Source organism: Acidaminococcus sp. AM33-14BH, from assembly GCF_003603525.1.
Classification (GTDB): Bacteria; Bacillota; Negativicutes; order Acidaminococcales; family Acidaminococcaceae; genus Acidaminococcus; species Acidaminococcus intestini.
In genome coordinates this window covers 1-26032 of record NZ_QTNG01000014.1, presented here as the reverse complement: position 1 = coordinate 26032, position 26032 = coordinate 1, and the positions used below count along the sequence as shown (strand labels likewise).

Below are 26032 nucleotides of genomic sequence, written 5' to 3'. Positions count from 1 at the left end.
GAGCCCGGCTCCTACGGTTCTTGGCGTCCTGTCAAATTGGCAGGACGCTCTTTGTACAGGAAAGGAAGATCCATCATGAAACATCTGCTCACCATTGCAGGTTCTGATTCCTCCGGCGGCGCGGGAATCCAGGCTGATCTAAAGACGTTTGCTGCCCATGGCACCTTTGGAATGAGTGTTATTACTGCAGTAACCGCCCAAAATACGACCGGCGTTACGAGAATCCAAAATATTGACGCTGAAGTTGTCGCCGCCCAGATTGATGCAGTTTTTTCCGATATTCATGTCGATGCCGTCAAGGTGGGCATGGTTTCCATTACGCCCATCATCGAGACCATTGCGAAAAAGATGAAAGCCTATGTACCTTCCTATCTTGTTGTCGATCCGGTCATGGTGGCGACAAGCGGAGCCTATCTTCTTGAGGAGACGGCCCGGCGGACCCTCTTGGAAAAGCTCCTGCCCCTTGCTTCAGTCATCACGCCGAATATGATGGAAGGAGAAGTCCTATCAGGCATGACAATCCGCTCAAAAGACGATATGGAAAAGGCAGCCCATGCAATCCTAGATGCCTGCGGTGCGGCTGTGCTCCTTAAGGGCGGTCATCTTGCCCAGACTGCTGATGACTATCTTTTGGAAAAAGATGGGCGCGGGACTTGGCTTTTGGGCCGTCATATCGATAACTCCAATACGCATGGAACGGGCTGCAGTTTATCGTCCGCCCTTGCTTCAGAATTGGCTTTGGGCCACACCCTTCCAGAAGCGGCTCAACTTGCCAAGGACTATGTGGCACTCGGCATTGAGCATGGCCTTCCTGTCGGTCATGGGCACGGCCCTATCCATCACTTTGTCTCTCTTTATGAAAAGGCAGGGATTGGGAAATGATGCCCCTTGAAAAGGCCTTTTGCTCCATCAGTGAGGCCATGCGGTCCCATCATCCGTTGGTTCATCACATAACAAATTATGTGACGGCCGGATTCTGTGCGGATGCGGCCCTTGCCATTGGGGCATCTCCCATGATGGCTGACGAGGAAGGGGAAATGCCCGCCATCTCACAGCTTTCTGACGCTTTGGTCCTCAATTTGGGAACTATGAATGAACGAACCTATGGCGCCATGAAAAAAGCCCTTGCCGGAACCGCTGCCTGTGGACGGCCTATCCTGCTTGACCCTGTTGGGGTCATGTCGTCGTCCTTCCGCTTTGATGCGGCCCGTACCCTGCTTCAGACTGGGGCCATCACGGTCATCAAGGGCAACAGTGCCGAAGGAAAGGCCCTCCTTTCTTGGCAGGGCGAAGGGGGAAAGGGCGTGGATTCCCTTTCTGATGACCATCCGGAACGGATTGCCAAAGCTTTGGCCTGCAAGTTTCACTGCACGGCTGCTGTAACGGGTGCCACTGATGCTGTAAGCGACGGAACCGTAACTTATCTGGCTCATAATGGAACGGCTTATCTGGGCCGGATTACGGGGGCTGGCTGCATGACGGGAACGCTTATGGCGGCAGCCCTGGGAGTCTATCCTGAATCCCCCCTTTATGCTGCCCTATGGGGCCTTACGGTCATGAATACGGGAGCTGAACTTGCGGAAAAGGACGTTCCCGGCCCTGGGACCTTCCGGGCCCATTTGATGGATGCCATCAGCCAACACGAGGGGCATAGGCTTTATAACCTTTTTAAAGGAGGGCCAGCAAAATGAAACGAACCATTGATTACAGCCTCTATTTGGTCACGGACCGAAAGGTGACGGACAAAAAGGGCCGCGATTTTTATGAAGCTGTCGAAGAAGCCCTCCAAGCGGGCATTACTTTGGTCCAGCTGAGGGAAAAGGACGTGACGACGGAAGAACGTATTGCCATTGGCCGCAAGGTCAAGATCCTGTGCGACCACTACGACGTACCGCTTCTTGTCGATGACGATATTGCCTGCGCCAAGGCCATCGGCGCTGATGGGGTCCATTTGGGACAAAGCGATGAATCCCTTGCCCGGGGACGGCAGGAATTAGGAAATGATGCCATCATCGGTATTTCTGCCCATAACCTTGAAGAGGCGCAGGCGGCCCTTCGTGGCGGCGCCGATTACCTCGGCGTGGGCGCCCTTTACCCAACAGAGACTAAAAAGGATGCGTCCTGTCTAGGCCTCGGTCCCTTCCGGGAAATCATTGCGGCCATTTCCCTTCCCATTGTTGGAATCGGCGGTATCGGTAAAAAGGAATTCCCGGAAGTCATGAAGTGCGGGGCCGCAGGCTGCGCCATGATCAGTTCTATTCTCGGCGCCGAAGACATCACAGCAACGGTAAAGGCCATGAAGATGGCCTATGAGGCTCTGCGCAAAGGGGAGTAGCCTATGCGGGAAAAAAGAAAGATTGAACGTTTGGGGCGGAAGGCCATTACCGCTTTTACAAAACGCCTGACTGATGAAATCTTCCTGTTCATCGAGCGCGACCCGGCCCTTTTGAAGGAATACAAGGAAGCGGTGAAAACCTATTCGGCCCACAGCGTCAATGCAACCTTGGGCAAGATGATTGCCGAAGCTTATGGCCTAGGCAATCTCCAAAAGGAAAGCAATCCGGACAGTGCGCTCTTAAAGCGTTATACCTGTCATTATGTCTATTGGGATCGCAACAAGGAAGAAAAGAAACGGCGGGAAAAGGAACGGGAACAGGCCTTGGGGCTTTTTGGCAGAAGCAGGAGAAAACGTAGGACAAAGGCTGTCAAAAAGCCTCGTGTGGCGTCTGCTCCGTCCCTTGAAAAGAATCTCTTCGATGGGTCAGGACATGACCCATCAGTATCATGATAAAGGATCCGTGGAGGAAGTTCTCCTCCCACATTCCTTTTTCCTAGGAGGGAAAAAGCTTCATGCAGGATGAGACGCTGTTTGCCAAAAGGATCCGCATTGGCAGACTTTATGATGTATATGGGAGTCTTCTTACGGTGCGGCAGCAAAAAATCATGGAACAGTATTTTTATGATGACCTGTCCCTTGGCGAGATTGCTGATGCCGGCGGAACAAGCCGGCAGGCTGTCTATGATCTCTTAAAGCGAGTAGAGGAGTCCCTTGAAAAGTATGAAAAGAAGCTCCGCGTCCTCCAAAAGGAAGAATCCATGCAGTTTGAACTGCGGGGGGCCCTCCATCTCCTGGGTGCGCTCAAGGAAGAAGGACTAGGGGATGAACGGCTTCAAAAAATTGAAGACATCATCCATAAGGTCATGGGTGATGCATGAAAATCAGGTGTCAAGGGAAAATACTTGACACCTTGCTGTTTATCCGCTATACTACATAAGTCGGTAAAGGACCTAGAGGTCCCACGGCCAGACAGAAAGCAGGTACACCATGGCTTTTGAAATGCTGACCGATAAATTGACGGCAGCCATCCAAAAGATTCGCGGCCAAAAGACCGTTACGGAGCAGGACCTTAAGGAAACCTTGAGGGACGTGCGGTTGGCCCTTTTGGAAGCAGATGTCAATTTCAAGGTTGTCAAGGAATTTACCACAAAGATCAAGGAACGGGTGCAAGGTCAAAAAATTGATCCTAACCTGACCGCTGGTCAATATATCGTCAAAGTCGTCCACGAGGAACTGATAGCCCTTTTAGGCGGGGAACAGAGCAAGCTCCAATTTTCCTCGAATCCACCTACGGTGATCATGCTTGCCGGGCTTCAGGGTGCAGGTAAGACTACTTCCATCGGAAAGCTGGCCAATTACCTCCGCAAAAATGGAAAGAAGCCGCTCATGGTTGCTGGTGACGTTTATCGTCCCGCTGCCATTACCCAGCTCGAAGTCATTGGAAAGGAACTGGACATGCCAGTCTTTTCCATGGGCAGTGAGGTCTCCCCTGTGACGATTGCCCAAGAGGCCATCAAAAGGGCCAATGCCCTTTTGTGCGATACGGTCCTCATCGATACAGCCGGGCGATTGCATATTGATGAAAAGCTCATGGATGAGCTGAAAAACATCAAAACCGCGGTTCATCCAGATGAAATCCTTCTTGTCGTCGACGCAATGACGGGACAGGATGCCGTGACGGTTGCAGAGGCCTTCAATAAAGCCCTTGGGATTACGGGCCTTATTGTGACGAAACTTGATGGCGACGCTCGCGGTGGTGCTGTTCTCAGCGTCAAATCCGTAGCCGATTGCCCGGTGAAGTTTGTAGGTATGGGTGAAAAGCTGGATGCACTCCAGCCATTTTATCCGGACCGCATGGCTTCCCGCATCCTTGGAATGGGGGATGTCCTATCCCTCATAGAAAAGGCCCAAGAGGCCATTGATGTTGATTCGGCCAAGAGACTGGCTGAGTCAATGAAACATAACGAGTTCACCCTCGATATGTTCCTTGACCAAATGAAACAGGTCAAGAGGCTGGGTTCCTTGGAATCCATCCTGAGCATGATTCCCGGCATGGGAAAATTCAGCAAGCAGTTTGAAGGCGTGGATCTTGATGGCAAGGAAGTCCGCAGGTTGGAGGCCATCATCACGTCCATGACTCCGAAGGAGCGGCAGAATCCCCGCATTATCAACGGGTCCCGTCGTAAGCGCATTGCCGCGGGCTGTGGCCAGCGTGTCCAGGATGTCAATCGCTTGCTCAAGCAGTTTGAAGAGAGCAAGAAGCTCATGAAGACCATGCAGGGGATGAACAAGTATGCACGGAAAGGCAGATTCAAACTGCCTTTCATGCAATAAATCAAATTCCTTTAAGGAGGTGAAAATTGTGGCAGTAAAAATTCGTCTGAAACGTATGGGTGCTAAGAAAAGACCCTTCTATCGTATCGTTGTTGCCGATGAACGCGCTCCGCGTGATGGCCGCATCATTGAAACGGTTGGGACCTACGATTCCAACGTCGATCCTGCTGTTGTAAAGATTGATGAGGAAAAGGCTCTGAGCTGGATGATGAAAGGCGCACAGCCGACGGATACGGTTCGCTCCATGTTCAGCAAGGAAGGCCTCATGACCAAACTGGCTGACAAGAAGGCTGCGAAATAAGGAGGAGACCTATGAAAGAGATAGTTGAAGTCATTGCTAAGGCTATCGTCAATCATCCCTCCGAGGTGCAGGTGGAGGAAGAAAGGCGTGGTTCCACTGTCGTTCTTAAACTCCACGTGGCACCCGATGATATGGGTAAGGTCATCGGCAAGCAAGGCCGGATTGCAAAAGCCATCCGTATGGTCATGAAGGCCGCGGCCACCCGTGAAAATGTCAAAGTGATCGTCGATATTGATTAAAGGTGGGCAAACCATGGATAAAATGATCGTAAAAGTCCCTGTAACCATTAAGGCGAAGGTGACGGAAGATCTGAAGGCACAACTGATTGCCGATATGAAACGCCAGGTCCAGGCTGCTGAACTTGATTTTGAACGGTTCCAATTCAGTGCCAAAAAGGCCTTGGATAACAATGCCGGCGCCGCTCCCCAGCTGGTTGCCAGCATGCGGGACCAGATTGAATACGAAAAGAACCAACGTGGCCATGCTCTCCAGGAGCTTAAAGATAAACTGGAACGAGCAGAAAACCTCGAAATCGGTAGCGAAATCGGTCACGGCACATTGGAGCGTTCCGTGGAAATTACCATAGGGTCCGATCTGGAAGCCCTCATGGGCGCTGAAATTGTCGTTGAAGACGGCAAGGTCATTGCATTTCGGGCGTGATGACCATGGAACAGCAAATTGTGATTGGCAAAATCGTCGCCCCGCATGGTGTGCGGGGCGAATTTCGTATCATGCCCCTGACCGACCAGCCGCAGCGCTATGCCAAGATGAAGATTGTCCATCTTGATGATGGACGGGATCTCACGGTTGTTTCCGTTCGGCAGCATAAAAATGTCTATCTCATGATGGTGAAGGAAATCACCAATATGGACGAAGCCGAAGCCCTGCGGGGCCGTCAGCTTGTCATTTCCCCCAAGGAACTTCCTCCCTTGCCGAAAGGACAGTTCTATGTGCGGGATATCTTGGGATTTGCTGTCGAAAGTCCTGACGGGGAAGCCTTTGGCACCGTAAAGGATGTCATTTCCCCGGGCAGTACCGATGTTTTTGTGATTGCTTCCCCGACAGGCGAGGAGATTCTCCTTGCCGCCATCAAGGAGAACATCCTTACCATCGATTGGGCAGAGCATAAGGTTGTTGCTAAACTGCCGGAGTGGATTTGATGAAATTTGTTTTTATTACCTTGTTCCCTGAACTCATTGCAGGCGCCGCTTCCGTGAGTATCTTGGGACGGGCCCAAAAAGAAGGCCTCATTGAGGTTCTTTGCGTCAATCCCCGTGATTATGCGACGGACCGCCACCGCAGCGTTGACGATACAACCTGCGGCGGCGGTGCCGGCATGGTCCTGCGTGTGGACACATATCTGGCGGCTCTTGAAAAAGCCAGGTGCCTCGCCCCGGATGCACTTGTGGCTGCGCTGACGCCTGTAGGTGAAACTCTTTGCCAAGCACGCGTCACCGCTCTTTCCCGAGCTGGCCGGGATCTTATTTTTCTTTGCGGCCATTATGAAGGGTTCGATGAGCGGATCCTAGAGGAAGCTGATCTGCGCCTATCCGTAGGGGATTTTGTCATGACAGGCGGTGAATTACCCGCGCTTTCCGTTATGGACGCGGTCGCTCGTTTCGTGCCAGGCGTTCTGGGAAAACTGGTGAGCGCCGAAGAGGACTCTTTTTCCGGTTCCCTTTTGGAGCATCCTCAGTACACGCGGCCCATTTCTTATGAGGGGAAAAAAGTGCCGGATATTCTCCTATCTGGAGATCACGAAAAGATTGGTGCCTGGCGCCGTAAGAAAGAATTTGAAGCCACGCTCCAGCACCGTCCGGATCTTTTTTCGACAATGACGTGGCAAAAAGGAGACGGCCGGCTCTTTCTTGAGATGCTTGGAGAACGGCACAAAAAATAGGGCAGCTGCAGCCCTTACCAGGGAGGAAAACTTCTTGCATGGGGTTTTCCCTTATGGTATAATACAGCGTATGCATTAACGGGCGGTCCGCTGTTAGCACGTGGCTAGACATGAACGTCTTGGATTCTGAGGAGGAACTAGTAAATGAACGTTATCGAAGCAATTGAAAAGGAACAGCTGCGTTCCGACATTCCTGACTTCCGTCCCGGCGATACCCTGAAAGTATACGTCAAGGTTGTTGAAGGAAACCGTGAACGTGTTCAGTTATTTGAAGGTGTCTGTATCTCCCGCAACGGTACTGGTGTCCGTGAAATGTTCACCGTCCGCCGTATCGCATCCGGTGTTGGTGTAGAAAGAACGTTCCCCGTGCATTCTCCGCGTCTGGAAAAGATTACTGTTTCCCATCGTGGTATTGTTCGGAGAGCCAAACTGTACTACTTGCGCAAACTTACGGGTAAAGCTGCCCGCATCAAGGAGCGCCGCTAATTGGAAAACGAAAAGGGGGCTGTCCTGCAGTCCTCTTTTTTTGTATACGAGAGACATGTTGCTGTATCATGTTAGAAACAGGTGAAATCCATGAGTGAAGAAAAAGAAAAGAAATCCTGGCAGGATACTGCCAGTGACTGGCTGTTTTCCATTATCATCGCTGTGGTCCTGGCTCTGGGAATCCGAACTTTTCTGGTCGAGCCCTATATGGTTTCCGGTCCGTCCATGCGGCCTACCCTGCAGAATGAAGAACGTCTGATTGTCAATAAGCTGGTTTACTACCTGCGTGAGCCGCAGCGGGGGGAAATCATTGTCTTCAAGTACCCCAGTGATACGCGGCGTGATTTCATCAAGCGTGTCATTGCTGTTGGCGGGGATACCATTGAAATCCGAGATGGCAAGACCTTCGTCAATGGGGAAGCCATTGATGAAAGCTATATCAAGGAGCCCTTTCATACCAATTACGGAAAGGTGACGGTCCCTAAGGGATTTATTTTTGTTATGGGCGATAACCGCAACAATTCCGAAGACAGTCGTTATGCTGATGTGGGTTTTGTTGATCTGTCCCTTGTGAAAGGAAAGGCCAGTGTTGTCTTTTGGCCTTTCTCGGAATTCAAGGCCCTGCCGTAAGGAGGGGAATTCATGCCAGAACTTTTGGAAGGCTATGCCTTTACGATCCAGTGGTTCCCCGGTCATATGACAAAGGCCAAACGGCAGATGGAAAGCGAGCTTAGGATGGTTGATGTCGTCGTTGAGCTCCTTGATGCTCGCATTCCTCGGGCAAGTGCCAACCCGCTCCTTAAAGGACTCATTGGCAGTAAGGTAAAGATTGTAGCCCTAAACAAAACGGATATGGCTGACCCCCTTGCCACCAAGGCCTGGCTTACCTATTTCAAGGAAGCGGGCCTTAAGGCTTTGGAAGTTGACTGCCAAAAAGGACGCGGGGTCAAAGCCCTTCTGACGGCAATGCGGGAAGCCGGACAGCCGGTAATTGATAAGTGGCTGAAAAAAGGCGTGCGGAACCATCCCATCCGAATCATGATTGTGGGGATCCCTAATGTAGGAAAATCGACACTTATCAATCGCATCTTGGGAAAAAACAAGGCGGCGGCCCAGAATCGTCCCGGCGTGACCCGCAATACACAATGGGTGGAAATTGGAAAGAATCTAGAACTTCTTGATACGCCTGGCGTGCTTTGGCCAAAGTTTGAAAAGGTGGAAACCGGTTTTCACCTTGCTGTGACAGGCGCCATCAAGGAAGACGTCTTTGATCGGGAAATGGCTGCCTCCATTCTGCTCTTGCGCCTTAAAAAGCGGTATCCTCAGGAACTGGGTGCCTCTTATGGCATTGCCGTGGAAGAGATGGATACGGCCGAATCCCTCCTTGATAAAATCGGCCGGGCACGGGGTGCCTTAAAGAGCGGTGGGGAAGTAAACCGTTCCAAGGTTGTCGATCTTTTTCTCCGCGATTTTAAATTTGGGAAATTGGGTCCCATGACACTGGAAGAACCCTAAACGCAGACTGCTGTACTTTTTGTGCAGCAGTCTTTTTGCTTTTTGATAAAACAATTCATTAGGGCCGTTCATCCCTTGAAAAAGGACTTTTAGCACGCTTGGAGACCCATTCAGCCAAAGCACCCCACATAGCCCTGGATTCATGATATAATGACGCCCATAAGGTCCTTGGACCACTCAACCAGAAAGAAAAGGAAGATGATGAGATGCATTCCATTGCAGAAATAAAAGCCGCCCTTTCTCATATGCCTGCTAAGGAGGATCTTGCTGTCTGGCGCAGGGATGAACGGAAAGGGGTCCAGCGCCTCCTTGCGTCCTATGATAAACGGTGTGCCCGCATGGCGGCGGAAAAGGAGCGCCTTGCTGCCCTTATGGAACCGGAACGGATCTTTTGGGAACAAGGATTTGTCCATGTCGCTGGAACCGATGAGGCGGGTCGAGGGCCGTTAGCAGGCCCCTTGGTAACAGCTGCCGTTATCCTGCCCCATGAAATTGACCTGCCGGGACTCAATGATTCCAAGAAAGTCCCTCCGAAACGCCGAGAGGCACTTTATGACGAAATCTTGCAGCAGGCACTTGCCGTGACGGTTCGCATCCTAGGGCCGCAGGAAATTGACACGCTTAATATCTATCAGGCGGCAAAACAATCCATGCAGATGTGTCTGACTCATCTTTCAGCAGCCCCGGATGCAGCACTGACCGATGCTATGCCACTTTCCCTGGTCGGTATTCCCGTGAAGGATCTTGTTCATGGTGATGCCCGCAGTGCGGCGATTGCGGCCGCTTCCATCATTGCGAAGGTGACCCGTGACCGTATCATGGTGGAACTCGATCAGACCTATCCGGGATATGGCTTTTCTTCGAATAAAGGCTATGGGTCAAAGGCCCATTTGGATGCCCTTGCGGCCTTGGGTGTAACGCCGTGGCACCGTAGGACCTATGAACCCATCAAGGGACTTGCCAGCCGGCTCGCCTTACCGCCTGCCATCAGCGAAGACAAGCTCCTGAAGCTCAAATAGCGCGATGCACGAACGGACTCGTTTCGGCCGCTGGGGGGAGCGGGCAGCCGCGGCCTATCTCCGGCATCAAGGGTATATCATTGAGGCCCAAAACTACAGTTCCAGTCATGGGGAACTTGATCTTGTGGCCCGTAAGGGGCATCTGCTTGTCTTTGTTGAAGTCAAGAGCCGCCGAACTGACCTTTATGGCAGACCCCGCGATGCCGTTACGGAGGAAAAAGCCGCTCGCATCAGGGAAACCGCCTATGAGTATCTGCAGGACCATAAACGCCCCGGCGACCGGATCCGCTATGACGTCATTGAAATCATGATGCTCTTTGGCCATTTTCAGCTCAATCATTTAAAAAACTATTTGTAACCGGGAACAAAGGCGGGACCTGTTGACTGTTTTTAGGCAGCTTGTCCCAAAGAAGGAGTGACGATATTGTACGCACGGACATGGGGAGAAACGACTTGCGGCATCAATGGCGAAATGATTGTTGTTGAGGTTGATGTGGCCAATGGAAAGTTTAATTTTGAAATTGTGGGACTGGCTGATACAGCTGTCAAGGAATCCCGGGAGCGTGTCCGCAGTGCCATCAAGAATTCAAGCTGCAAGTTTCCCGATCAGCATATTACGGTCAACCTTGCTCCTGCCGATCTAAAAAAAGACGGATCCGGTCTCGATCTGCCCATTGCCATAGGTATCCTGGCTGCCCAGGCAAGATTGGAACTGCCTAAGGATGATGCCCCTGTCTTTGTAGGTGAACTCGCCCTTGATGGGTCCCTGCGGCCGGTGAGCGGTATTCTGCCCATGATTTTACGAGCACGGGACGAAGGGCGGGGAAGCATCTTTATTCCCGCAGGCAATGCCGAGGAAGGGGAACTCGTAGATGGCATCAATGTTTTTACGGCCCATCATTTAAGTGAGATTGTCCGTCATCTCAAAGGGGAAGCGGCACTTTTGCCGTTAAAAAAATGCCTGCGGTTTTCTGAAGAGGAAATTCCGACAACTGTCGATTTTTCCGATGTCCAAGGACAGGTCGTGGCCAAAAGGGCTCTCGAAATCGCAGCCGCCGGCGGACATAATATCCTTATGGTAGGCGCGCCTGGCGCAGGTAAGACTATGCTGGCACGGCGTCTTCCGACCATTCTGCCGCCTATGACTGAGGAAGAAGCCCTTGAGGTTACAAAAATCTATAGTATTGCTGGTCTCCTCAGTCATCGCCATGGCATTGTCATGGAACGACCCTTTCGCAGTCCTCATCATACGGTTTCAAACAGTGCCCTTATAGGCGGCGGCAGTATCCCCAAACCGGGGGAAGTGACCTTAAGTCATCATGGGGTACTCTTTCTTGATGAACTGCCGGAATTTACTCGCAGTTCCCTGGAGGTTCTCCGGCAGCCGCTGGAGGACCGGATTGTTACCATCAGCCGCGTTCAGGCAACACTGACTTTCCCTGCTGATTTCATCTTGGTAGCAGCCCAGAATCCCTGCCCCTGCGGCTTTTGGGGAGAAGAGGACGGCATCCATCAGTGTACTTGCCGGACCGGGGATATCCAGCGTTACCAGAAAAAGATCAGCGGGCCTCTCTTGGACCGCATTGACATCCAGATCCACGTGCCCCGTCTGCAGTACAAGGAAATGAAGGGGACCCGCCCAACGGAAAGTTCAGCCGCTATCAGAAAGCGCGTGGTTGCCGCCCGGGCGCGGCAGCAGGAACGGCTCCAAGGGACCCATAAGTTCTGCAATGCCAGTATGGGTCGTAGGGAAGTGAAGGCTTTTTGTCCCCTTACGGAGGGCGCTGAAAAGATGCTGGAATCCTATTTTACGGCGTTGGGGCTCAGTGCAAGAAGCCACGACCGAATCATCAAGGTCGCCCGAACCATTGCTGACTTGGATGAAGCCGAAAAAATAGATGAATCCCATTTGGGGGAAGCCATTCAGCTGCGGACCAGCATTCAGTCTTGAGGAAGGAATTGCATGATGCTTCTGACCCTTTTTTATATTCTTGCAGGACTTTGCACGGGAAGCTTCCTCGCACTTTGCGCGGACCGGCTTCCGCGTGGGGAAAGCCTCTTTTTTCCAGCTTCTCATTGTGATGCCTGCGGTCATCGGCTGGGCTTTTTTGATTTAATCCCGCTGTGGAGCTATCTTCGCCTCGGCGGCCGCTGCCGCTACTGTCTAGCGCCGCTTAAAAAGGATCTCTTATGGTGGGAAGTCGGGATGGGGGGCTCTTTTGCCCTCCTTGGAAGGGGCACTGCTCCATCTCCTTTGCTTTTTCTTACTTTTTATCTCTTTTCTTTTCTTGTTCTCATTTCGGTCATGGATGGGAAGGAAAAATTTGTCTATGATGCATCCCTCCTCTTTTTGATTGGCGGGGCTCTATTCCATCTTTTGTTCGGTGCATCCTTCTTTCGTATGGTGGGAGGCAGCTTGTTTTTGGGACTTCCGCTGTGGATGATTTATGGCTTATCCCGCGGCCGCATGGGTTTTGGTGATGTAACCCTCGCTTTTTCCCTCGGCCTTTTTCTTGATGGGGAGCGCAGTCTCCTGACCCTTTTTCTTGCCTCTCTCTTAGGCATTGCTTTTTCCGCCCTGATGATGGCCTTGGGCCGCCGTAAGTGGCGAGATCCTCTGCCATTTGCCCCATTTTTGTGCACGGCTGCCTTTTTTCTTTTCGTGCGTCCTGATGTGGCCCGTCTTTATTTCCAGCTCTTTTTGTTCTAATCCCTTTCCACTACGCCCTGTTGTAAGGAGACGTTCCCATGCATGCCATTTTGCTTTACTTTCTTAATCTGTTTCGTCCCTATCCGCAAAAGATGACGGTTCTCTTCCTTCAAAAGGAAGCTCTTTGTCTTGCGGCGTTCGCAAAGGGAAGAAGCGGGACCTATGAAATCCAGCGTTATGCAGCGGCTGCTTTGCCCCCTCCATTATCTGGAAAGAAACGCTGGGATGATCCGGGTGCCATGGCGGCGCTTATTCGGGAAATCTGTCAGCACAAAGGCATTCCTTTGAAGGCCCTTGCTATTGTCCTTTCCCATGGGGATGGGTTCCTCTCTCAGTTGGAACTCCCGGAACTGCCGGAAAAGGAGTGGAAGGATGCCGTATTATGGGAGGCTCTCCAGTATGTCCCGTATGAAGAAGGAACCTTCGGACCAGTCCTTGAAGTCATGGGGAAAAAAGGATCGCCTCTTTCCGCCCTCATCGCCGCGGCGCCTCTTGTGGAACTGGAGTTTTTTGAATGTCTTGCAGACATGCTTTCCTGCTGCTTGGTAAAAATTGAACCAATGGCACTGTCCCTGGGGCGGCTCCTTCCTGAGACGGAACGCGGGACGGCCCTTGTTCTTTCCCGAGAAGGGACGGGTGGAACCTTGACTGCCTATGAAAAAGGACTCCCCATAGCGAGTGAAACCTGGGACACCTTGCCATCTGCCAAAGTCTATGGACCCTATTATGAAAAGGAAAAGGCTGCTGGCCTTTCCCCGGAAGAAGAGGCTCAGCGCTGGAAATCCCAAGTCAAGCATCTCACCTCTTATTTGGATGAAGCCATGGAGCTTTCCTTTACGGATCTTTTCGTATGGGGAGAAAAGGAAGCTGAGGACGCCTTCCTTTCCACCCTTGCTGAAGTGACGTCCCTTGCCGTACACAATTTCCCAAGCTCCGGTTTTGGCATGGCTGCAGAGCGTTTTGAACAGGCGCACTGGAAGCTTGACCGACAGAAGATCCTACCCCTTCTAGGAGCCGCACAGAAAGGAAGTCCCCCTTATTATCTTGATCTGCAAGCCGGACGTGATAAGGAAAAGTGGCTTCCTCGTCGTTTTATAGAGCCTTTGACAAGGGCCCTTGCTGCTATGACTTGCGTTTTGGCCGTTTTTCTTTTTTCGTCTCATCTTTACCTTGTCCATGAAAAAAAGCAGCTTCTCGAGCAAAAGCGGGCGATTTCCCTTTGGAAAGACCGGCTTTTTCAGCATCGGAGGACGGAACAAAGCATCCATACTTTGACAGAACTTCTTTCAGAGGCGGAAAAACGGACGCTGTCTTGGCACACTCTTTTGACGGAACTGGGCACAAGCCTTCCCAGTGAATGTGTTCTTGAAAGCGTGGAGGACCGCCGCTCATCCAAAGGTGCCATCCTTGAAATCAGGGGAAAGACAAGAAAGCGGCAGCCTCTGTTTATTTGGACGAAGGATCTTTCCCGTTTGCCTGCGGTCAAAAAAGTGACGCTGGGAGATATGGAAGGCAAAGATAGCCAGGATAAGACAGGTAAGGCCCTTGATTTTACTGTCTTGATCCATTTGGAGAAAGGAAGGACCCATGATGGAACGGACTGAGTCCTGCTTTTTTGTGAAGCAAAGCCTTCCCAAAGGTCTTATGGGAGCCTTCCTGCTTTTTTGCGTGACCTTTCTTATGTTTCTTTTTGTGGAGGGCGCATTCTTTTATCCCCGTTATGGATTTCTGCAGCAGCTTCGTAAAGAGAATCAGGAGGTCTTGTTTTTTTATCGTCATTATGACGCGGAAAGGGAAAATCGTCTTTATGGTCAGCTTGCGGCCTTGGAAAAAGAGGTCCCTCCTGAGCGTTCTACTTCCCAAATCCTTCAGGCACTGACTCAATGGGGGGAGGCAAGCGGCTGTCGCCTGCTTTTTCTTCGTTCGGGTCCTGTAAAGGAAAAAAATGGCGTCATGGCACAGACTGTCGAGCTTTCTTTAGAAGGAAGCTATTTTGAAATCTTGGTTTTTTTTGAACTCTTTGAGCAAAAAGGACAAGGCATGCACGCGGAGGAAACCCTCTTGAAACGGAGCGAAAAAGGGAATAAGTTGATACTTCAAACTAAAATTGTTCACTTTGCAACGGAAATTGTAACGATATAGAATCATTTCCCTAACGATTGACCAAAATCCCAAATGATGAGATAATAAACGATAGAGCGCTATGCCCTATAAATATTCGTTATATAATGAGTTCCATGTAAGATGGATTGGGCACGGAAAGGCCCACATCGAGGGGAGGATTTATTCTATGTCAATCAGCTGTGTAGCACCGCATGCACAAGGGAAATCAGCAAAGGACCGTATTTTTGGTGCCAGCGAAGCGGCCCAGAATCGGATCAAGGAAATTGGCGCAGATAAGGTCACAAATTCCACGATTGGCGTGATGCTGGATAATGATGGCAATTTTGTTGTACTGCCGACGGTTGCCAAAGTCTATCATAGTTTGTCCGATGCGGAACTGTTTAGATACGCACCTATTACAGGACTCCCGGAATTCCTGGATCTTGTCCAGGGTGCCTGTTTTGGCCAGTCCCGTCCGGATGGCTGCTACACGGCTGCAGTTGCAACCGCTGGCGGCAGCGGTGCCGTCCATCACTGCATCTGGAACTACACGATGCCTGGTGATACGGTGCTTACAAGCGCTTGGTATTGGGGCCCTTACAAGACCATGTGCCGCGATATGAACCGCAATTTTGACACCTATCCCATGGTGACAGAAGACCACCGGTTCAATTTGGAAGGACTTCGGGAAAAAGTACAGGAGCTTCTCAAGAAACAGGACCGTGTCCTTGTCATCATCAACACGCCGGCCCATAATCCGACAGGATTCAGCCTGACGCCGGAAGATGTTGAAAATGTGCTTCACATGTTGGAAGATTCCATCAAGGGAACAAATAAAAAGGCTGTCCTTGCCCTTGATGTAGCCTATATTGACTATGCCGGTGAAAGGGAAGAGGTCCGCAAGATCTTCAAGAAGCTCAGCCATTTGCCAGAAAATATTTTTGTCTTGATCTGCTACAGCCTTTCCAAGAGCTTTTCCATGTATGGACAGCGCAGCGGCGCCCTCATCGGTGTTTCTTCCAGCAAGGATCAGATCCAGGAATTCGTGGACGTCAATAAGTTTACGAGCCGCAGCACCTGGTCCAACTGCAACCGCGGTGCCATGGATACGCTTGCCACCATCTACAAGGACAAAAAGCTTCTGGATGATATCCAGAAAGAACGGAACCATTACTATAAGATGATTCAGGAACGGGGCGATGTCTTCACGAGGGAAGCCCAGGAATGCGGCCTCAAGATGATGCCTTATATTTCCGGCTTCTTCCTGTCCATCCCGGCAAAGGATTCGGAGGCAGTCTGCAATAAGCTCCATGAAGACAATATCTTCTGTGTGCCGCTTGCAGCTGGTGTCCGTGTTGGACTTTGCTGTACACCGCTCAGTAAAATCTACGGTATGGCCAAGAAAATCAAGAAAGCCATGGATGCCGTTGGTGAATAAGGTCGTCAAAGGGGTGTTGCGTGAGGCAGCACCCCTTTTTCCTTAACGCGATAACTTTAGAAGGAGCTGATTCGATGCAACTCGTTGGACCCGATGGAAAACAAAGAAATTATCAAGAAGGTACACCATTAGTGGACATTGCTCCTGACTATCAGGCAGCGTATGATACTCCTATTGCCTTGGGAGTCCTGAATGGACGGGAAGTTCCCTTGCAAATGATTCCTCAGGAAGGGGATCGAATTTGTTTCCTTGATATGAACAGTGTGGAGAGTTATAATACGTACATCAGCACTTTTTTGTTTGTCCTTATTGCTGCCATGAACCGAGCTCGTCCGCAGGTTATGCTGGAAGTGCAGAATACGTTTGGCAATGCACTTTATTGCGACATCAAGAATAAGATTGTCCTCAGCGATTACGACTTGGCCGATGTGGCTGCCGAGATGAAAGCTATGATCCAGGAAAAGACCCCCATCACGCTTTCCTTTAAGAAAAAGCAGGAAGCCTGGTCCTATGTAAAACCTCGTTTTTATTGTGATCAGGCGCCGCTTCTGTCTGCCTTGCCGGATGATGTGGAGATTCCAGTTTATGAACTGGACGGAGTGAGTGCCTATTTCGTGAACCCCCTTTTGCCTCATTTGGGCTATCTTAAGGAATTTGAACTGATCCGAATGGGGTCAGGAATCCTCCTGCGTTATGGAAAAAGGGGACACTATGACCGCCTTGAACCATTTGCTCGCCGGGATAAATTGGCCGCGGTCTATGCCGATTCTGAAAAGATGGGGCAGCGTCTGCATTGTCCGACGGTTGCTGCCCTGAACCAGTTCATCAAACGGGGCAACAGCCGGGAAATCATCCTGGCCTGTGAAGCACAGCATGAAAAAAAGATTGCCCAGATTGCAGATGCCATTGCCAGTGAGGAGCGGGGGGTTCGGTTAGTCCTCATTGCTGGTCCATCCTCATCGGGAAAAACAACTTTTTCCCAGCGTCTGGCCGTTCAGCTGCGCGTCAATGGCATGCGACCCATCCCGATTTCCATGGATAACTATTTCAAGGAACGCAAGGATACGCCGCGTCTTCCTGATGGAAGTTATGATTTTGAATCCTTGGGTGCCCTTGATACGGATCTTTTCAACGAGCAGCTTCACGAGCTTCTTCAAGGAAAAACTGTAACCATTCCTCATTTCAGCTTTCACACGGGGACCCGGAGCTACCGGGACCAAAAGGAACAGTTGGGAGATGACGGTGTCCTTATTGTAGAAGGAATCCATGGTCTCAACGAAGCGGTCTCGTCATCCGTACCGCGCCGGGAAAAGATGAAGATCTACATCAGTGCCCTGACGCCCCTTTCCTTTGATGACTACAACCGGATTCCCACAACGGATATGCGTCTCTTGCGCCGGATGGTGCGGGATTCACTCTTCCGGTCCCACGATGCTATCACAACAATCCAAAATTGGCATAAGGTGAGGGCCGGAGAGGAAAAATATATTTTTCCTTTCAGTGAAGAAGCCGACATCCTCTTTAATACGACCCTTATCTACGAACTGGCAGTCTTCAAGAAGTATGCTTACCCCTTATTGGAACGGATCCAGCCAGATACAGCAGAGTACACGGTGGCATCCAAACTGAAAAGTATGCTGAGTATCGTTGAACCGATTGATGATGAGCCCATTCCCAACAACTCCATCATTCGCGAGTTCATCGGCCATTCTGTATTTGGAGATTTATTGTAAAGGAGAAGGCTCATGTATATTTCTGAACGCACAAAAAAAATCCCCACTTCCCCCATTCGTAAGCTGGCACCAATGGCCAATGCAGCAGAGAAGGCAGGACGCAAGATCTACCATTTGAATATTGGTCAGCCTGATATTGCAACGCCGGACAGCTTCTTTGACGCCGTGAAAAAGTTCCATCCGGCTGTGCTTGAATATGGTAAGTCCCAGGGACAGGAAGGCCTGATCAAGGCTATCCAGAAGTATTACCATGACTGGGGGATGGACTACAATCTAGATGACATCTATGTAACCAATGGCGGCAGCGAAGCCATTGCCTTTGCCGTCATGACGACCTGCGATCCTGGCGACAACATCCTTATGTTTGAACCTTTTTATGCCAACTATAAGAGCTTTGTCGGTGCTTATAATGTTGAAATCAGCGGCGTTCCCACGTCAGCACACGATGGGTACCACCTGCCCAGTGAAGCCGAGATCGAAAAGCACATCAATTCCCGGACGCGGGCCATTCTGATTTCAAACCCAGGAAACCCGACGGGCGTCATTTATACGGAACAGGAAATGGCTCTTATCAGCCGCATCGTCCGCAAACATGACCTTGCCCTTATTGCCGATGAAGTTTATCGTGAATTTGTCTATGATGGCGAATATAAGAGCTTTGGCACCATGCCGGAACTGGCAGAGCACCTTATCATGATCGATTCTGTTTCTAAACGCTACAGTGCGTGTGGGGCCCGGATTGGCTGCGTGATGACCAAGAACAAGGAACTCAGTGCCCAGCTCCTTAAATGCTGCCAGGCACGTCTTTCTGTTTCCCAATTGGATCAGGCCGGGGCAACGGGGCTTTATACGACACCGGCTTCTTATTGGGAAGAGGTGCGCAATGAATATACGCGCCGCCGCGATACCCTGAAGGAAGCCCTCTCTGCTATGCCTGGCGTCATTTCGTCCGAACCGAAAGGGGCTTTTTATGTCATGGTCAAATTGCCTGTTGACAACATCGAAAAGTTTGCCCAATGGCTCCTCACCGATTTTGCCATCGATAATGAAACGGTCATGATTACGCCAGGAAATGGCTTCTATGTATCTTCTCCGGACCGGGGCCGCGACGAATGCCGCATTGCTTACGTCCTCAACTGTGAAGACCTCAAAAAAGCCATGCATATCCTTGCCGAAGGCTTGAAACAGTATCCAGGACGGACTCTGTAAGGCGCATCTGCGTGCCGCAGCATGGCGGGAGCTATGAACACAACCTAAAAAGGCCGTTGTAATAAGGTGGCGGGAAAGAACGCATGATTCTTTTCCGTCCACCCTTTTCAATGGCTTCCGCCGGTACTATATGGAAAAAGGCTAATGGCAAGAGATCGTTTCCTTAAAATCAAGACTTTTGATCATAAAAATACGGAAGAAAGGGGATTTCTCCACTTTCTTCCGTTTTTTATATAGGGCTGTTTTCATTCCTAAGGGGTACGTGAAATTACGAGCGGCAGATTCTATCCAGCCAATCAAACAGTTCTGACAGGTCATAATCTCCTGCATGACCTTTTCCCCAAGCTACTTCAAAATTAACGTCCTTGCCGCGTTTTTGAAGCAGTAAGGCAAGTTCAGCAGGAATGGCAAGAGCAGTATCCCGATCGAGGCTGCCATGACGGATCCGCCAGTGCGGTGCCGCGTTTCCTTCCTTTTCCTGAAGGAAGGAAACGGGGTTGATCAGGCGTGCTTCCTTATCTGGTACCATGGAGCGAAGGTCCGTGCGATGGTCCATGGAAAAACGGGTGAAGTGGCGCGGCGTGCCGTCCGACGTGCCAAATTCATCATTTTCGGGAGCGGAACTATCCAGTTTATCGAAGGCCGGTGCTGCTTTAAGTCTCGTTGCAAGAAGGGCATAAAGGGATAGATCCATATCAACGACTTTTCCATCGCTTACTTGAATCCAATCCGTTTTTGACACGTTGACGCCTTGGTCCAGTGCCTTTTGGGCCGACGCCATATAAAGACCTTTGATATAGTCTTTAAAAGAACCGTTTCCTTCGACGTCAAGCAAGAGCTTTCCATAGTCCTTGGTTTCAAGTCCCAGCGCGTTGACATAGGCTGGATAGGCGGATTTCAGTTCTTTGGAAATAGCTTGTTCCGTTTCTGTCATGGAATGCTCGGTCAGGCTTTCCTGCGGCGCATGAAGGGGACGGTCACTGGGTGCTGCCTGAGTGGGCCCCTGCTGCTGAAAGTAGGTGTTGACGCCGCTGAAGATCCACTCATAGGCCATGTCGGCATGGGATAGATCCGTTATGGGACAATAGACGCTCGCCGCAAAAATATCATCCCGTTCCTTGGCTGCGCCAATTTCTTTGAGATAAGGCTCATAGGCATCGCTATTTCCCGTCGCGCCCAATAGGGCAGAAAGCGCTCCCCCTGCACTGGTTCCATTTGCAATGATCCGCTGGGTATCGCCCGCGGGCAGGCGGTCCCTGTTATGCCGCAAATAGCGGACCGCGGCTTTGTAGTCCACGATGAGTGCCGGCGCCTTTCCTACATACGTGTTTTCACTATTTGTAGTAGTGCGGCCCCGTATGGCGGGAGCTGCAACTACATAACCGCGAGATAGGGCATAAAGGACGGCGTTTGGACCGGTTCCTTCGCGATTTGTCTCACTAGGAGCCTGGATTTTGCCAGGCATATAGCCGCCCACCCCGTTTGGCATGAAAATGGGGGCTGTTTTTGCACTGTAGCCATTGATGCGGCCGCCTTCCAGATAGGCGGCAGGAATGTAGAGGGTCAGGCTCTCTGATTCAGCCGCCTTGGGATGGCTGACATAGACTCGGTTTTCGTAGGCATAGAATGGAACGGCTTTGCCATTTACCGTGAGGGTTTCCTTGCGGTCTGGTTTAGGGATAAAAGTAAGATCATAGCGCTGATTTTTCGCGTCAGGCCGCTTTTGCGCGGTAAGGACTGTAGGCATTATTTGTTCGGAACAGATAGCTTCCTTTGCGGCAGCCACGCTGGCAGTCCCAATAAGAAGGCTCAAGCCTCCTAAGAGAACGGCTTTTTTTGATATCATCAAGGTCACTCCTTTTTGCGTATGGATTAAAGCGCAGTTTTTTATCCGTTCCTATTGTAGAAGGGAATGTAGGGGTTGTCAAAGGACGGAAGCAGCGTCCTTTTGCAATGAAAAAGAAGAATGGCAGGGGACCCTCCGTTGCCTGACTCTTGGTCTTTAGTATATAATGAAGAACATGAAATTTTGATGAATAGGAAGGGAGAGACCCCCATGCCAAGTAGTTTTGCTCAATTTGCGATTGCGCCTTCTCTTGTTGAACGACTCCATCAGACTGGAAAGGATATTCCGACGCCTGTGCAGGAACGCGCCATCCCCGCCCTTTTGCAGGGACGGGACGTCATTTGCCGCGCCCAGACGGGGGTGGGGAAGACCCTTTCCTTTGTCGTGCCTCTTTTTACAAAAATTACGGAAGTAAAGACCTTCGTCCAGGCCCTCATTCTTTCCCCGACAAGGGAGCTGGCCCAGCAGACGGCAGGTGAAATCAAGAAGCTTGCTGACGGCACGCCAGTCCGCGTCCTTGCCGTGAGCGGCGGCAAGGACTATGACGAAGAACGGCGGAAACTGGGCAATAAGGCCAACGTCCTTGTGGGGACGCCAGGTCGCCTCTTGGACCACTTGCGCAAGGGCAACACGAGCCTTGGCGGCATAACTTACCTTGTCCTTGACGAAGTGGACGAAATGCTGCGCCAAGGCTTTGGCGAGGATATTGAAACCTTGCTGGCCCTTATGCCCCAGCCCCATCAGACCATGATGTGCTCGGCAACCCTTGATGAAGAAGTGCGGAAACTTGGCAAGATGATCACCAAGAATCCCCGCCTCATTGACATCGATCCCAAGGAAGCGACGGCATCGACCATCCACCAGGTCTGCATCAAAGTAAGTGAGGACCATAAGGAAGAAGCCCTCCAAACCATCATTGATCGCTGCAATCCCTTCCTCATGCTCGTTTTCTGCAAGAGCAAGGAACGAGCTATCGAGGTCTACGACTGGCTCTATGGCAAAGGCTTCAATGCCGATGTCCTTCACGGCGATATGTCCCAGCAGAAACGGCGCCAAGCTATGGAACGCTTCCGTAAGGCCAAGACCCAGATCCTTGTGGCAAGCGATATTGCCGCCCGCGGTCTTGATGTGGAAGGCGTGACCCAGGTCGTGAACTTTGATATTCCCCATGACCCTGATTGGTACGTCCATCGCATTGGCAGAACGGGACGGGCTGGCAACGAAGGGGAGGCCATCACCTTTTATACAGCTGATGAGACTCGCTGGCTGACCCATCTTGAAGATAAGCTCGGCATCACCTTGGAGCGGCAGAACCTTGCCGGTGAAAAGGTGCGGCGGACCGTAAAGCCCGTGCGCCCCAAGAAAAAGCGGCTCCCTAAACGCGGCAAGAGTGCCGTCGGGTCCAACAAACGGGGAACAAAATACGCCGAAGCTTCGCGCAAACAGAAGAAGTGACGGCTTATGCACGGTCAAAAAATCCCCGCATGGAGGGAGAAACGTGCTATAATGAAGATTATATGTTTTCAGATTTAGATAAGAGGTGCTTCCATGGATAAAGAAGTTCGCGTACGATTTGCCCCGAGTCCAACGGGATATTTGCATATTGGCGGTGCCAGAACGGCCCTTTTCAACTGGCTTTTTGCGAGAAGCCAAGGCGGCAAGCTGGTCCTTCGTATTGAAGATACGGATCAGGACCGCTTGAAGGAAGATTCCGTCTCCCAGATCATTACGAGCTTGAAGTGGCTGGGGCTTAGTTGGGATGAAGGCCCTGAGGTGGGCGGCCCTGTCGGTCCGTACTTCCAGTCCGAACGGTTTGATATCTACCGCAAATATTGCCAGCAACTTATTGATGAAGGAAAGGCCTACTACTGCTTCTGCTCGGCCGAAGACTTAGCGGAGCAGCGTGAAAAGCAGCGTGCCTTGAAACAGCCCTTCCACTATGCTAGGACCTGCCGCGACATTCCGCCAGAAGAGGCCAAGAAGCGTGTCGAAAATGGCGAATCCTATTCGGTCCGCATCAAGGTGCCTCTCGAAGGAACGATTGGCTTCCATGATATGATCCATGGCGATATCCAGTTTGATGTGAACCAATACGATGATTTTGTCATCATGAAGAGCAGCGGTATCCCAACCTATAACTTTGCCGTTGTCGTTGATGATCATCTCATGGGCATGACCCATGTCCTGCGCGCCGAAGAACATGTCTCCAACACGCCGAAACAGCTCTTTATCTATCAGGCACTGGGCTGGGAAGCCCCTCAATTCGGTCATATGCCCATGATCCTTGCACCGGATCGGAGCAAACTCAGTAAACGCCACGGAGCAACGAGCGTTGAAGAATTCCGCAGCCAAGGTTATCTTCCAGAAGCTATCATAAACTATCTGACCCTTTTGGGCTGGGCGCCTGGCAATGACGAAGAAATCTTCTCTCTCGAAGATACGGTGAAGGTCTTTGACTTCAGCAAGATGAGCCAGAAAGCAGCTGTCTATGACGTGAAGAAACTGACCTGGATGAACGGTCAGTATCTTTCCAGCCTGCCTCTTGACCGCATCGTTGAAGCTGCCATTCCTTTCTTCAAGGAAAAGGGCCTTGTCGATGATGCCTATCTTGCAGCCCATAAGGATTATTTTGCTCACCTTGTCGATGTGGTTCGCGTCCGTGTCAAGACCCTTGCCGAAGTGGCCGATGCGTCGACGTATTTCTTTAAGGACCTCGACGGCTACGAAGAAAAGGGCGTCGAAAAGCATTTCAAACCGGGAAACGCATCCCTTCTTAGGAAATGCCACGACAAGCTGGCCGCTCTTCCTGTCTTTGACCTTGCGACGACTGAACAGGCCTACCATGAAATTGCGGATGAAATGGGTATTTCCTTTGGAAAGGTCATTCATCCGACGCGTCTTGCCCTGACGGGCCGCACCTTCAGCCCGGGCATGTTCGATGTCATGGTTCTTCTCGGTCGTGAAAAGACCTTGGAACGCTTGGAAAAGGCCATCGCCTTCATTGAAAATAAATAGGAGCACCCGTGGAACCCATCCTTACCATTGATATTGGCGGTACAGCCATTAAGTTTGGGGTTGCAGATGAAACAGGCAGGTTTCTCCAAAAGGGGAGCCTGCCTACCCGTATTCGGGAAAAAGGGGTGGACGCCTTCCTCGCAGATCTCCTTTCCCTTGTGCGGCGCGTCAGAAATGCATTCCCCATTACTGGGATTGCCGTTTCCCTTGCAGGCGTTGTAAACGGCGATACGGGAGAACTGCTCCTTCCAAGCCAGTTTTTTCCCGGCCTTCACCGCATGAACCTTGTGGATTTCCTTGAAAAGGAAACAGGCCTTCCTGCTCTTTGTGAAAATGACGTCAACTGCGCGGCCCTTGCTGAATACTGGCAAGGCGCTGGCAAAGGAGCTCATATGCTGCTGTGCATGACTCTCGGAACGGGGATTGGCGGTGCTTTGGTCCATGAAGGCAGGCTTTACCGCGGCGCGTCCTACGCGGCTGGTGAAGTGGGGCAGGCCTATTTGGGGTCTTCTGAGACGTGGGAGAACTGGGCCAGCGTTTCAGCTCTTCTCACGGCGGCGGAGATAAAGCGGGGCCTTACGCTCGGATCCCTTACGGGGCAGGAATTTTTTGCCTTTGTGGAAAAAGGGGAGGAGATGGAGACACATCTCCTGCGCGAATGGGTGGACCGCTGGATGGTGGGCATCGTGTCCCTGGCGTGGATCGTAAATCCGGACCGTATCGTTATTGGCGGCGGAATCTCGGCCCAAAGGAAGCTCCTCATGCCCTATCTCAAGGCGGCCTTTGACGCCAAGATGCCGGCCATTTTAACGCCTCATACGACCCTTTCCCTGGCCCAATTCCAAAACGACGCGGGCATGCTGGGCGCCCTCTATCTCTACCAGCAGCGCCGCCAGGAAGGGAAAAAATGATTTGACATTCTAAAGGATAGTCACTATAATATTAGGGTATCACTTTGAGATTGTGTCGTTAGCCCCGATGCGATTGATAAGACTCATCACTGGATACGACAATTGATTGAGTTTTTATTTAGGAGGAATCAGGATGAAAACATATATGGCAACCCCGTCTACCATTGAACGCAAATGGTACGTAGTGGATGCTGCCGATAAGACCCTCGGCCGTCTTGCTGCCGAAGTCGCAAAGGTGCTCCGCGGTAAACATAAACCAACTTTCACGCCCCATATGGACACGGGGGATCATGTCATCATCATCAATGCTGACAAGGTCCGTCTGACGGGCAAGAAACTGGTCCAGAAAGTTTACTTCCGTCACTCCGGTTATCTGGGCGGCGATAAATATACTAAAGCAGGCGATATGCTTGCCAAGAATCCGGTCAGAATGGTTGAATTGGCCGTTCGCGGAATGGTTCCCCACAATCGTCTGGGCAGCCAAATCATTAAAAAACTGCATGTATACGCTGGTTCTGAACATCCTCATGCTGCACAAAAGCCTGAAGTTCTGACCATCGATATTCGCTAAGAGGAGAGGAGAACTAGACAATGGCAAAAGTTACTTATGATGCAACTGGCAGCCGCAAGAGCTCTGTCGCTCGTGTTCGCCTTGTTCCGGGCGAAGGCAAGATCGTAATCAACGGCCGCGAATTGAGTGAATATTTCAGCCTCAAGACCCTCGAACTGGTTGTTCGTCAACCGCTCGAAACGACTGAAACCCTGGGTAAATATGATGTTACGGCTAACGTCGTCGGCGGCGGTATCGCTGGCCAGGCTGGCGCTGTCCGTCACGGTATTGCCCGTGCCCTTCTGAAAGTTGACGGAGATTACCGTCCCCTTCTGAAAAAAGCTGGTCTCCTGACCCGTGACCCGCGCGAGAAGGAACGTCGTAAATACGGCTTGAAGAAAGCTCGTAAGGCTTCCCAGTTCTCCAAGAGATAAAGAGCCTTACAAACCATTGCAAGTTTATGCAAGAGAAAAAGCGCATCCCAAGATGGGATGCGCTTTTTTTATTGCAAAATTGTTTAAAACCAACAAAAATTAGCTGCGCAATTTTCTATAGCGTACAAATAATTAAATCGGTTCTATAATAAATGTTGGGGTGAGGAAATATTCTTTCCTCACCCCATTT

The 26032-nt window shown here is 51.0% G+C and carries 29 protein-coding genes; 28 read left to right on the top strand and 1 reads right to left on the bottom strand.

Going from position 1 to position 26032, the window contains the following annotated elements; all coding sequences use genetic code 11:
* Nucleotides 1-75: 75 nt before the first annotated feature.
* The 23 genes from thiD (at nucleotide 76) to DW817_RS09455 (ending at nucleotide 19086) form a co-directional block, all read left to right on the top strand.
* On the top strand, nucleotides 76-882 hold the full coding sequence (gene thiD / locus DW817_RS09565; RefSeq protein ID WP_009016007.1) for a bifunctional hydroxymethylpyrimidine kinase/phosphomethylpyrimidine kinase: 807 nt from the start codon (nucleotides 76-78) through the stop codon (nucleotides 880-882).
* Nucleotides 879-1691 carry a hydroxyethylthiazole kinase gene (gene thiM, locus DW817_RS09560; RefSeq protein ID WP_120112292.1) on the top strand — a complete coding sequence of 271 codons (813 nt, stop codon included), beginning with the start codon at nucleotides 879-881 and terminating at the stop codon, nucleotides 1689-1691. The genes thiD and thiM overlap by 4 nt, the downstream gene beginning before the upstream one ends.
* A complete protein-coding gene (gene thiE / locus DW817_RS09555) occupies nucleotides 1688-2335 on the top strand; it encodes a thiamine phosphate synthase (RefSeq protein WP_009016009.1) in 648 nt (215 codons plus the stop codon). Before thiM ends, thiE begins: the two co-directional genes overlap by 4 nt.
* 3 nt (nucleotides 2336-2338) lie before the next feature.
* Complete coding sequence (locus tag DW817_RS09550; RefSeq protein WP_021736917.1) at nucleotides 2339-2788, top strand: hypothetical protein; 450 nt, start codon at nucleotides 2339-2341, stop codon at nucleotides 2786-2788.
* Between the two features lie 62 nt (nucleotides 2789-2850).
* On the top strand, nucleotides 2851-3216 hold the full coding sequence (ylxM, locus tag DW817_RS09545; RefSeq protein ID WP_009016011.1) for a YlxM family DNA-binding protein: 366 nt from the start codon (nucleotides 2851-2853) through the stop codon (nucleotides 3214-3216).
* A gap of 109 nt (nucleotides 3217-3325) precedes the next feature.
* Nucleotides 3326-4672, top strand: a complete 1347-nt coding sequence (ffh, locus tag DW817_RS09540) for a signal recognition particle protein (protein ID WP_014128129.1) — start codon at nucleotides 3326-3328, stop codon at nucleotides 4670-4672.
* Between the two features lie 28 nt (nucleotides 4673-4700).
* On the top strand, nucleotides 4701-4973 hold the full coding sequence (gene rpsP / locus DW817_RS09535; protein WP_016459745.1) for a 30S ribosomal protein S16: 273 nt from the start codon (nucleotides 4701-4703) through the stop codon (nucleotides 4971-4973).
* 11 nt (nucleotides 4974-4984) lie between these two features.
* Complete coding sequence (locus tag DW817_RS09530) at nucleotides 4985-5212, top strand: KH domain-containing protein (protein WP_009016014.1); 228 nt, start codon at nucleotides 4985-4987, stop codon at nucleotides 5210-5212.
* Nucleotides 5213-5225: 13 nt separating this feature from the next.
* Nucleotides 5226-5633: a YlqD family protein gene (locus DW817_RS09525; RefSeq protein ID WP_009016015.1), complete on the top strand. Its 408-nt coding sequence runs from the start codon at nucleotides 5226-5228 to the stop codon at nucleotides 5631-5633.
* Between the two features lie 5 nt (nucleotides 5634-5638).
* Nucleotides 5639-6133 carry a ribosome maturation factor RimM gene (rimM, locus tag DW817_RS09520; RefSeq protein ID WP_035196225.1) on the top strand — a complete coding sequence of 165 codons (495 nt, stop codon included), beginning with the start codon at nucleotides 5639-5641 and terminating at the stop codon, nucleotides 6131-6133.
* Complete coding sequence (gene trmD, locus DW817_RS09515; RefSeq protein WP_014128132.1) at nucleotides 6133-6873, top strand: tRNA (guanosine(37)-N1)-methyltransferase TrmD; 741 nt, start codon at nucleotides 6133-6135, stop codon at nucleotides 6871-6873. The genes rimM and trmD overlap by 1 nt, the downstream gene beginning before the upstream one ends.
* A gap of 144 nt (nucleotides 6874-7017) precedes the next feature.
* Entirely contained in the window at nucleotides 7018-7359 is a 342-nt protein-coding gene (gene rplS / locus DW817_RS09510) for a 50S ribosomal protein L19 (protein WP_009016018.1), read from the top strand.
* 90 nt (nucleotides 7360-7449) lie between these two features.
* Entirely contained in the window at nucleotides 7450-7989 is a 540-nt protein-coding gene (lepB, locus tag DW817_RS09505; protein ID WP_009016019.1) for a signal peptidase I, read from the top strand.
* A gap of 12 nt (nucleotides 7990-8001) precedes the next feature.
* On the top strand, nucleotides 8002-8874 hold the full coding sequence (gene ylqF / locus DW817_RS09500) for a ribosome biogenesis GTPase YlqF (RefSeq protein ID WP_009016020.1): 873 nt from the start codon (nucleotides 8002-8004) through the stop codon (nucleotides 8872-8874).
* 206 nt (nucleotides 8875-9080) lie between these two features.
* Complete coding sequence (locus DW817_RS09495) at nucleotides 9081-9893, top strand: ribonuclease HII (RefSeq protein ID WP_009015571.1); 813 nt, start codon at nucleotides 9081-9083, stop codon at nucleotides 9891-9893.
* A 4-nt stretch (nucleotides 9894-9897) separates the two neighbouring features.
* Entirely contained in the window at nucleotides 9898-10251 is a 354-nt protein-coding gene (locus DW817_RS09490) for a YraN family protein (protein ID WP_009015570.1), read from the top strand.
* Nucleotides 10252-10317: 66 nt separating this feature from the next.
* Nucleotides 10318-11844, top strand: coding sequence for a YifB family Mg chelatase-like AAA ATPase (locus tag DW817_RS09485; RefSeq protein ID WP_120112288.1), 1527 nt, complete (start codon nucleotides 10318-10320; stop codon nucleotides 11842-11844).
* A 12-nt stretch (nucleotides 11845-11856) separates the two neighbouring features.
* Nucleotides 11857-12603, top strand: coding sequence for an A24 family peptidase (locus DW817_RS09480; protein ID WP_009015568.1), 747 nt, complete (start codon nucleotides 11857-11859; stop codon nucleotides 12601-12603).
* 38 nt (nucleotides 12604-12641) lie between these two features.
* The gene (locus tag DW817_RS09475; protein WP_021736892.1) at nucleotides 12642-14207 is read left to right on the top strand and encodes a hypothetical protein; all 1566 of its coding nucleotides are present in this window, start codon (nucleotides 12642-12644) and stop codon (nucleotides 14205-14207) included.
* A gap of 349 nt (nucleotides 14208-14556) precedes the next feature.
* Nucleotides 14557-14745, top strand: a complete 189-nt coding sequence (locus DW817_RS10895) for a hypothetical protein (protein WP_243634118.1) — start codon at nucleotides 14557-14559, stop codon at nucleotides 14743-14745.
* Nucleotides 14746-14893: 148 nt separating this feature from the next.
* On the top strand, nucleotides 14894-16144 hold the full coding sequence (locus DW817_RS09465; protein ID WP_021736899.1) for a pyridoxal phosphate-dependent aminotransferase: 1251 nt from the start codon (nucleotides 14894-14896) through the stop codon (nucleotides 16142-16144).
* Nucleotides 16145-16218: 74 nt separating this feature from the next.
* Nucleotides 16219-17877 carry a nucleoside kinase gene (locus DW817_RS09460; RefSeq protein ID WP_009015564.1) on the top strand — a complete coding sequence of 553 codons (1659 nt, stop codon included), beginning with the start codon at nucleotides 16219-16221 and terminating at the stop codon, nucleotides 17875-17877.
* Nucleotides 17878-17889: 12 nt separating this feature from the next.
* Nucleotides 17890-19086, top strand: coding sequence for a pyridoxal phosphate-dependent aminotransferase (locus tag DW817_RS09455; RefSeq protein WP_009015563.1), 1197 nt, complete (start codon nucleotides 17890-17892; stop codon nucleotides 19084-19086).
* A 268-nt stretch (nucleotides 19087-19354) separates the two neighbouring features.
* On the opposite strand, the gene DW817_RS09450 is transcribed toward DW817_RS09455, so the two are convergent.
* Nucleotides 19355-20932, bottom strand: coding sequence for a subtype B tannase (locus tag DW817_RS09450; RefSeq protein WP_243634117.1), 1578 nt, complete (start codon nucleotides 20930-20932; stop codon nucleotides 19355-19357).
* Nucleotides 20933-21142: 210 nt separating this feature from the next.
* On the opposite strand from DW817_RS09450, the gene DW817_RS09445 reads away from it, so the two are divergent.
* From DW817_RS09445 to rpsI, 5 genes are all read left to right on the top strand, one after another.
* Nucleotides 21143-22387 carry a DEAD/DEAH box helicase gene (locus DW817_RS09445; RefSeq protein ID WP_120112281.1) on the top strand — a complete coding sequence of 415 codons (1245 nt, stop codon included), beginning with the start codon at nucleotides 21143-21145 and terminating at the stop codon, nucleotides 22385-22387.
* Nucleotides 22388-22480: 93 nt separating this feature from the next.
* Nucleotides 22481-23947, top strand: coding sequence for a glutamate--tRNA ligase (gltX, locus tag DW817_RS09440; RefSeq protein WP_009015560.1), 1467 nt, complete (start codon nucleotides 22481-22483; stop codon nucleotides 23945-23947).
* 8 nt (nucleotides 23948-23955) lie between these two features.
* Complete coding sequence (locus DW817_RS09435; protein ID WP_243634116.1) at nucleotides 23956-24858, top strand: ROK family protein; 903 nt, start codon at nucleotides 23956-23958, stop codon at nucleotides 24856-24858.
* 133 nt (nucleotides 24859-24991) lie between these two features.
* Complete coding sequence (gene rplM, locus DW817_RS09430; RefSeq protein WP_009015558.1) at nucleotides 24992-25429, top strand: 50S ribosomal protein L13; 438 nt, start codon at nucleotides 24992-24994, stop codon at nucleotides 25427-25429.
* Nucleotides 25430-25449: 20 nt separating this feature from the next.
* Nucleotides 25450-25842, top strand: a complete 393-nt coding sequence (rpsI, locus tag DW817_RS09425; protein WP_009015557.1) for a 30S ribosomal protein S9 — start codon at nucleotides 25450-25452, stop codon at nucleotides 25840-25842.
* The last annotated feature ends 190 nt before the right edge of the window (nucleotides 25843-26032 follow it).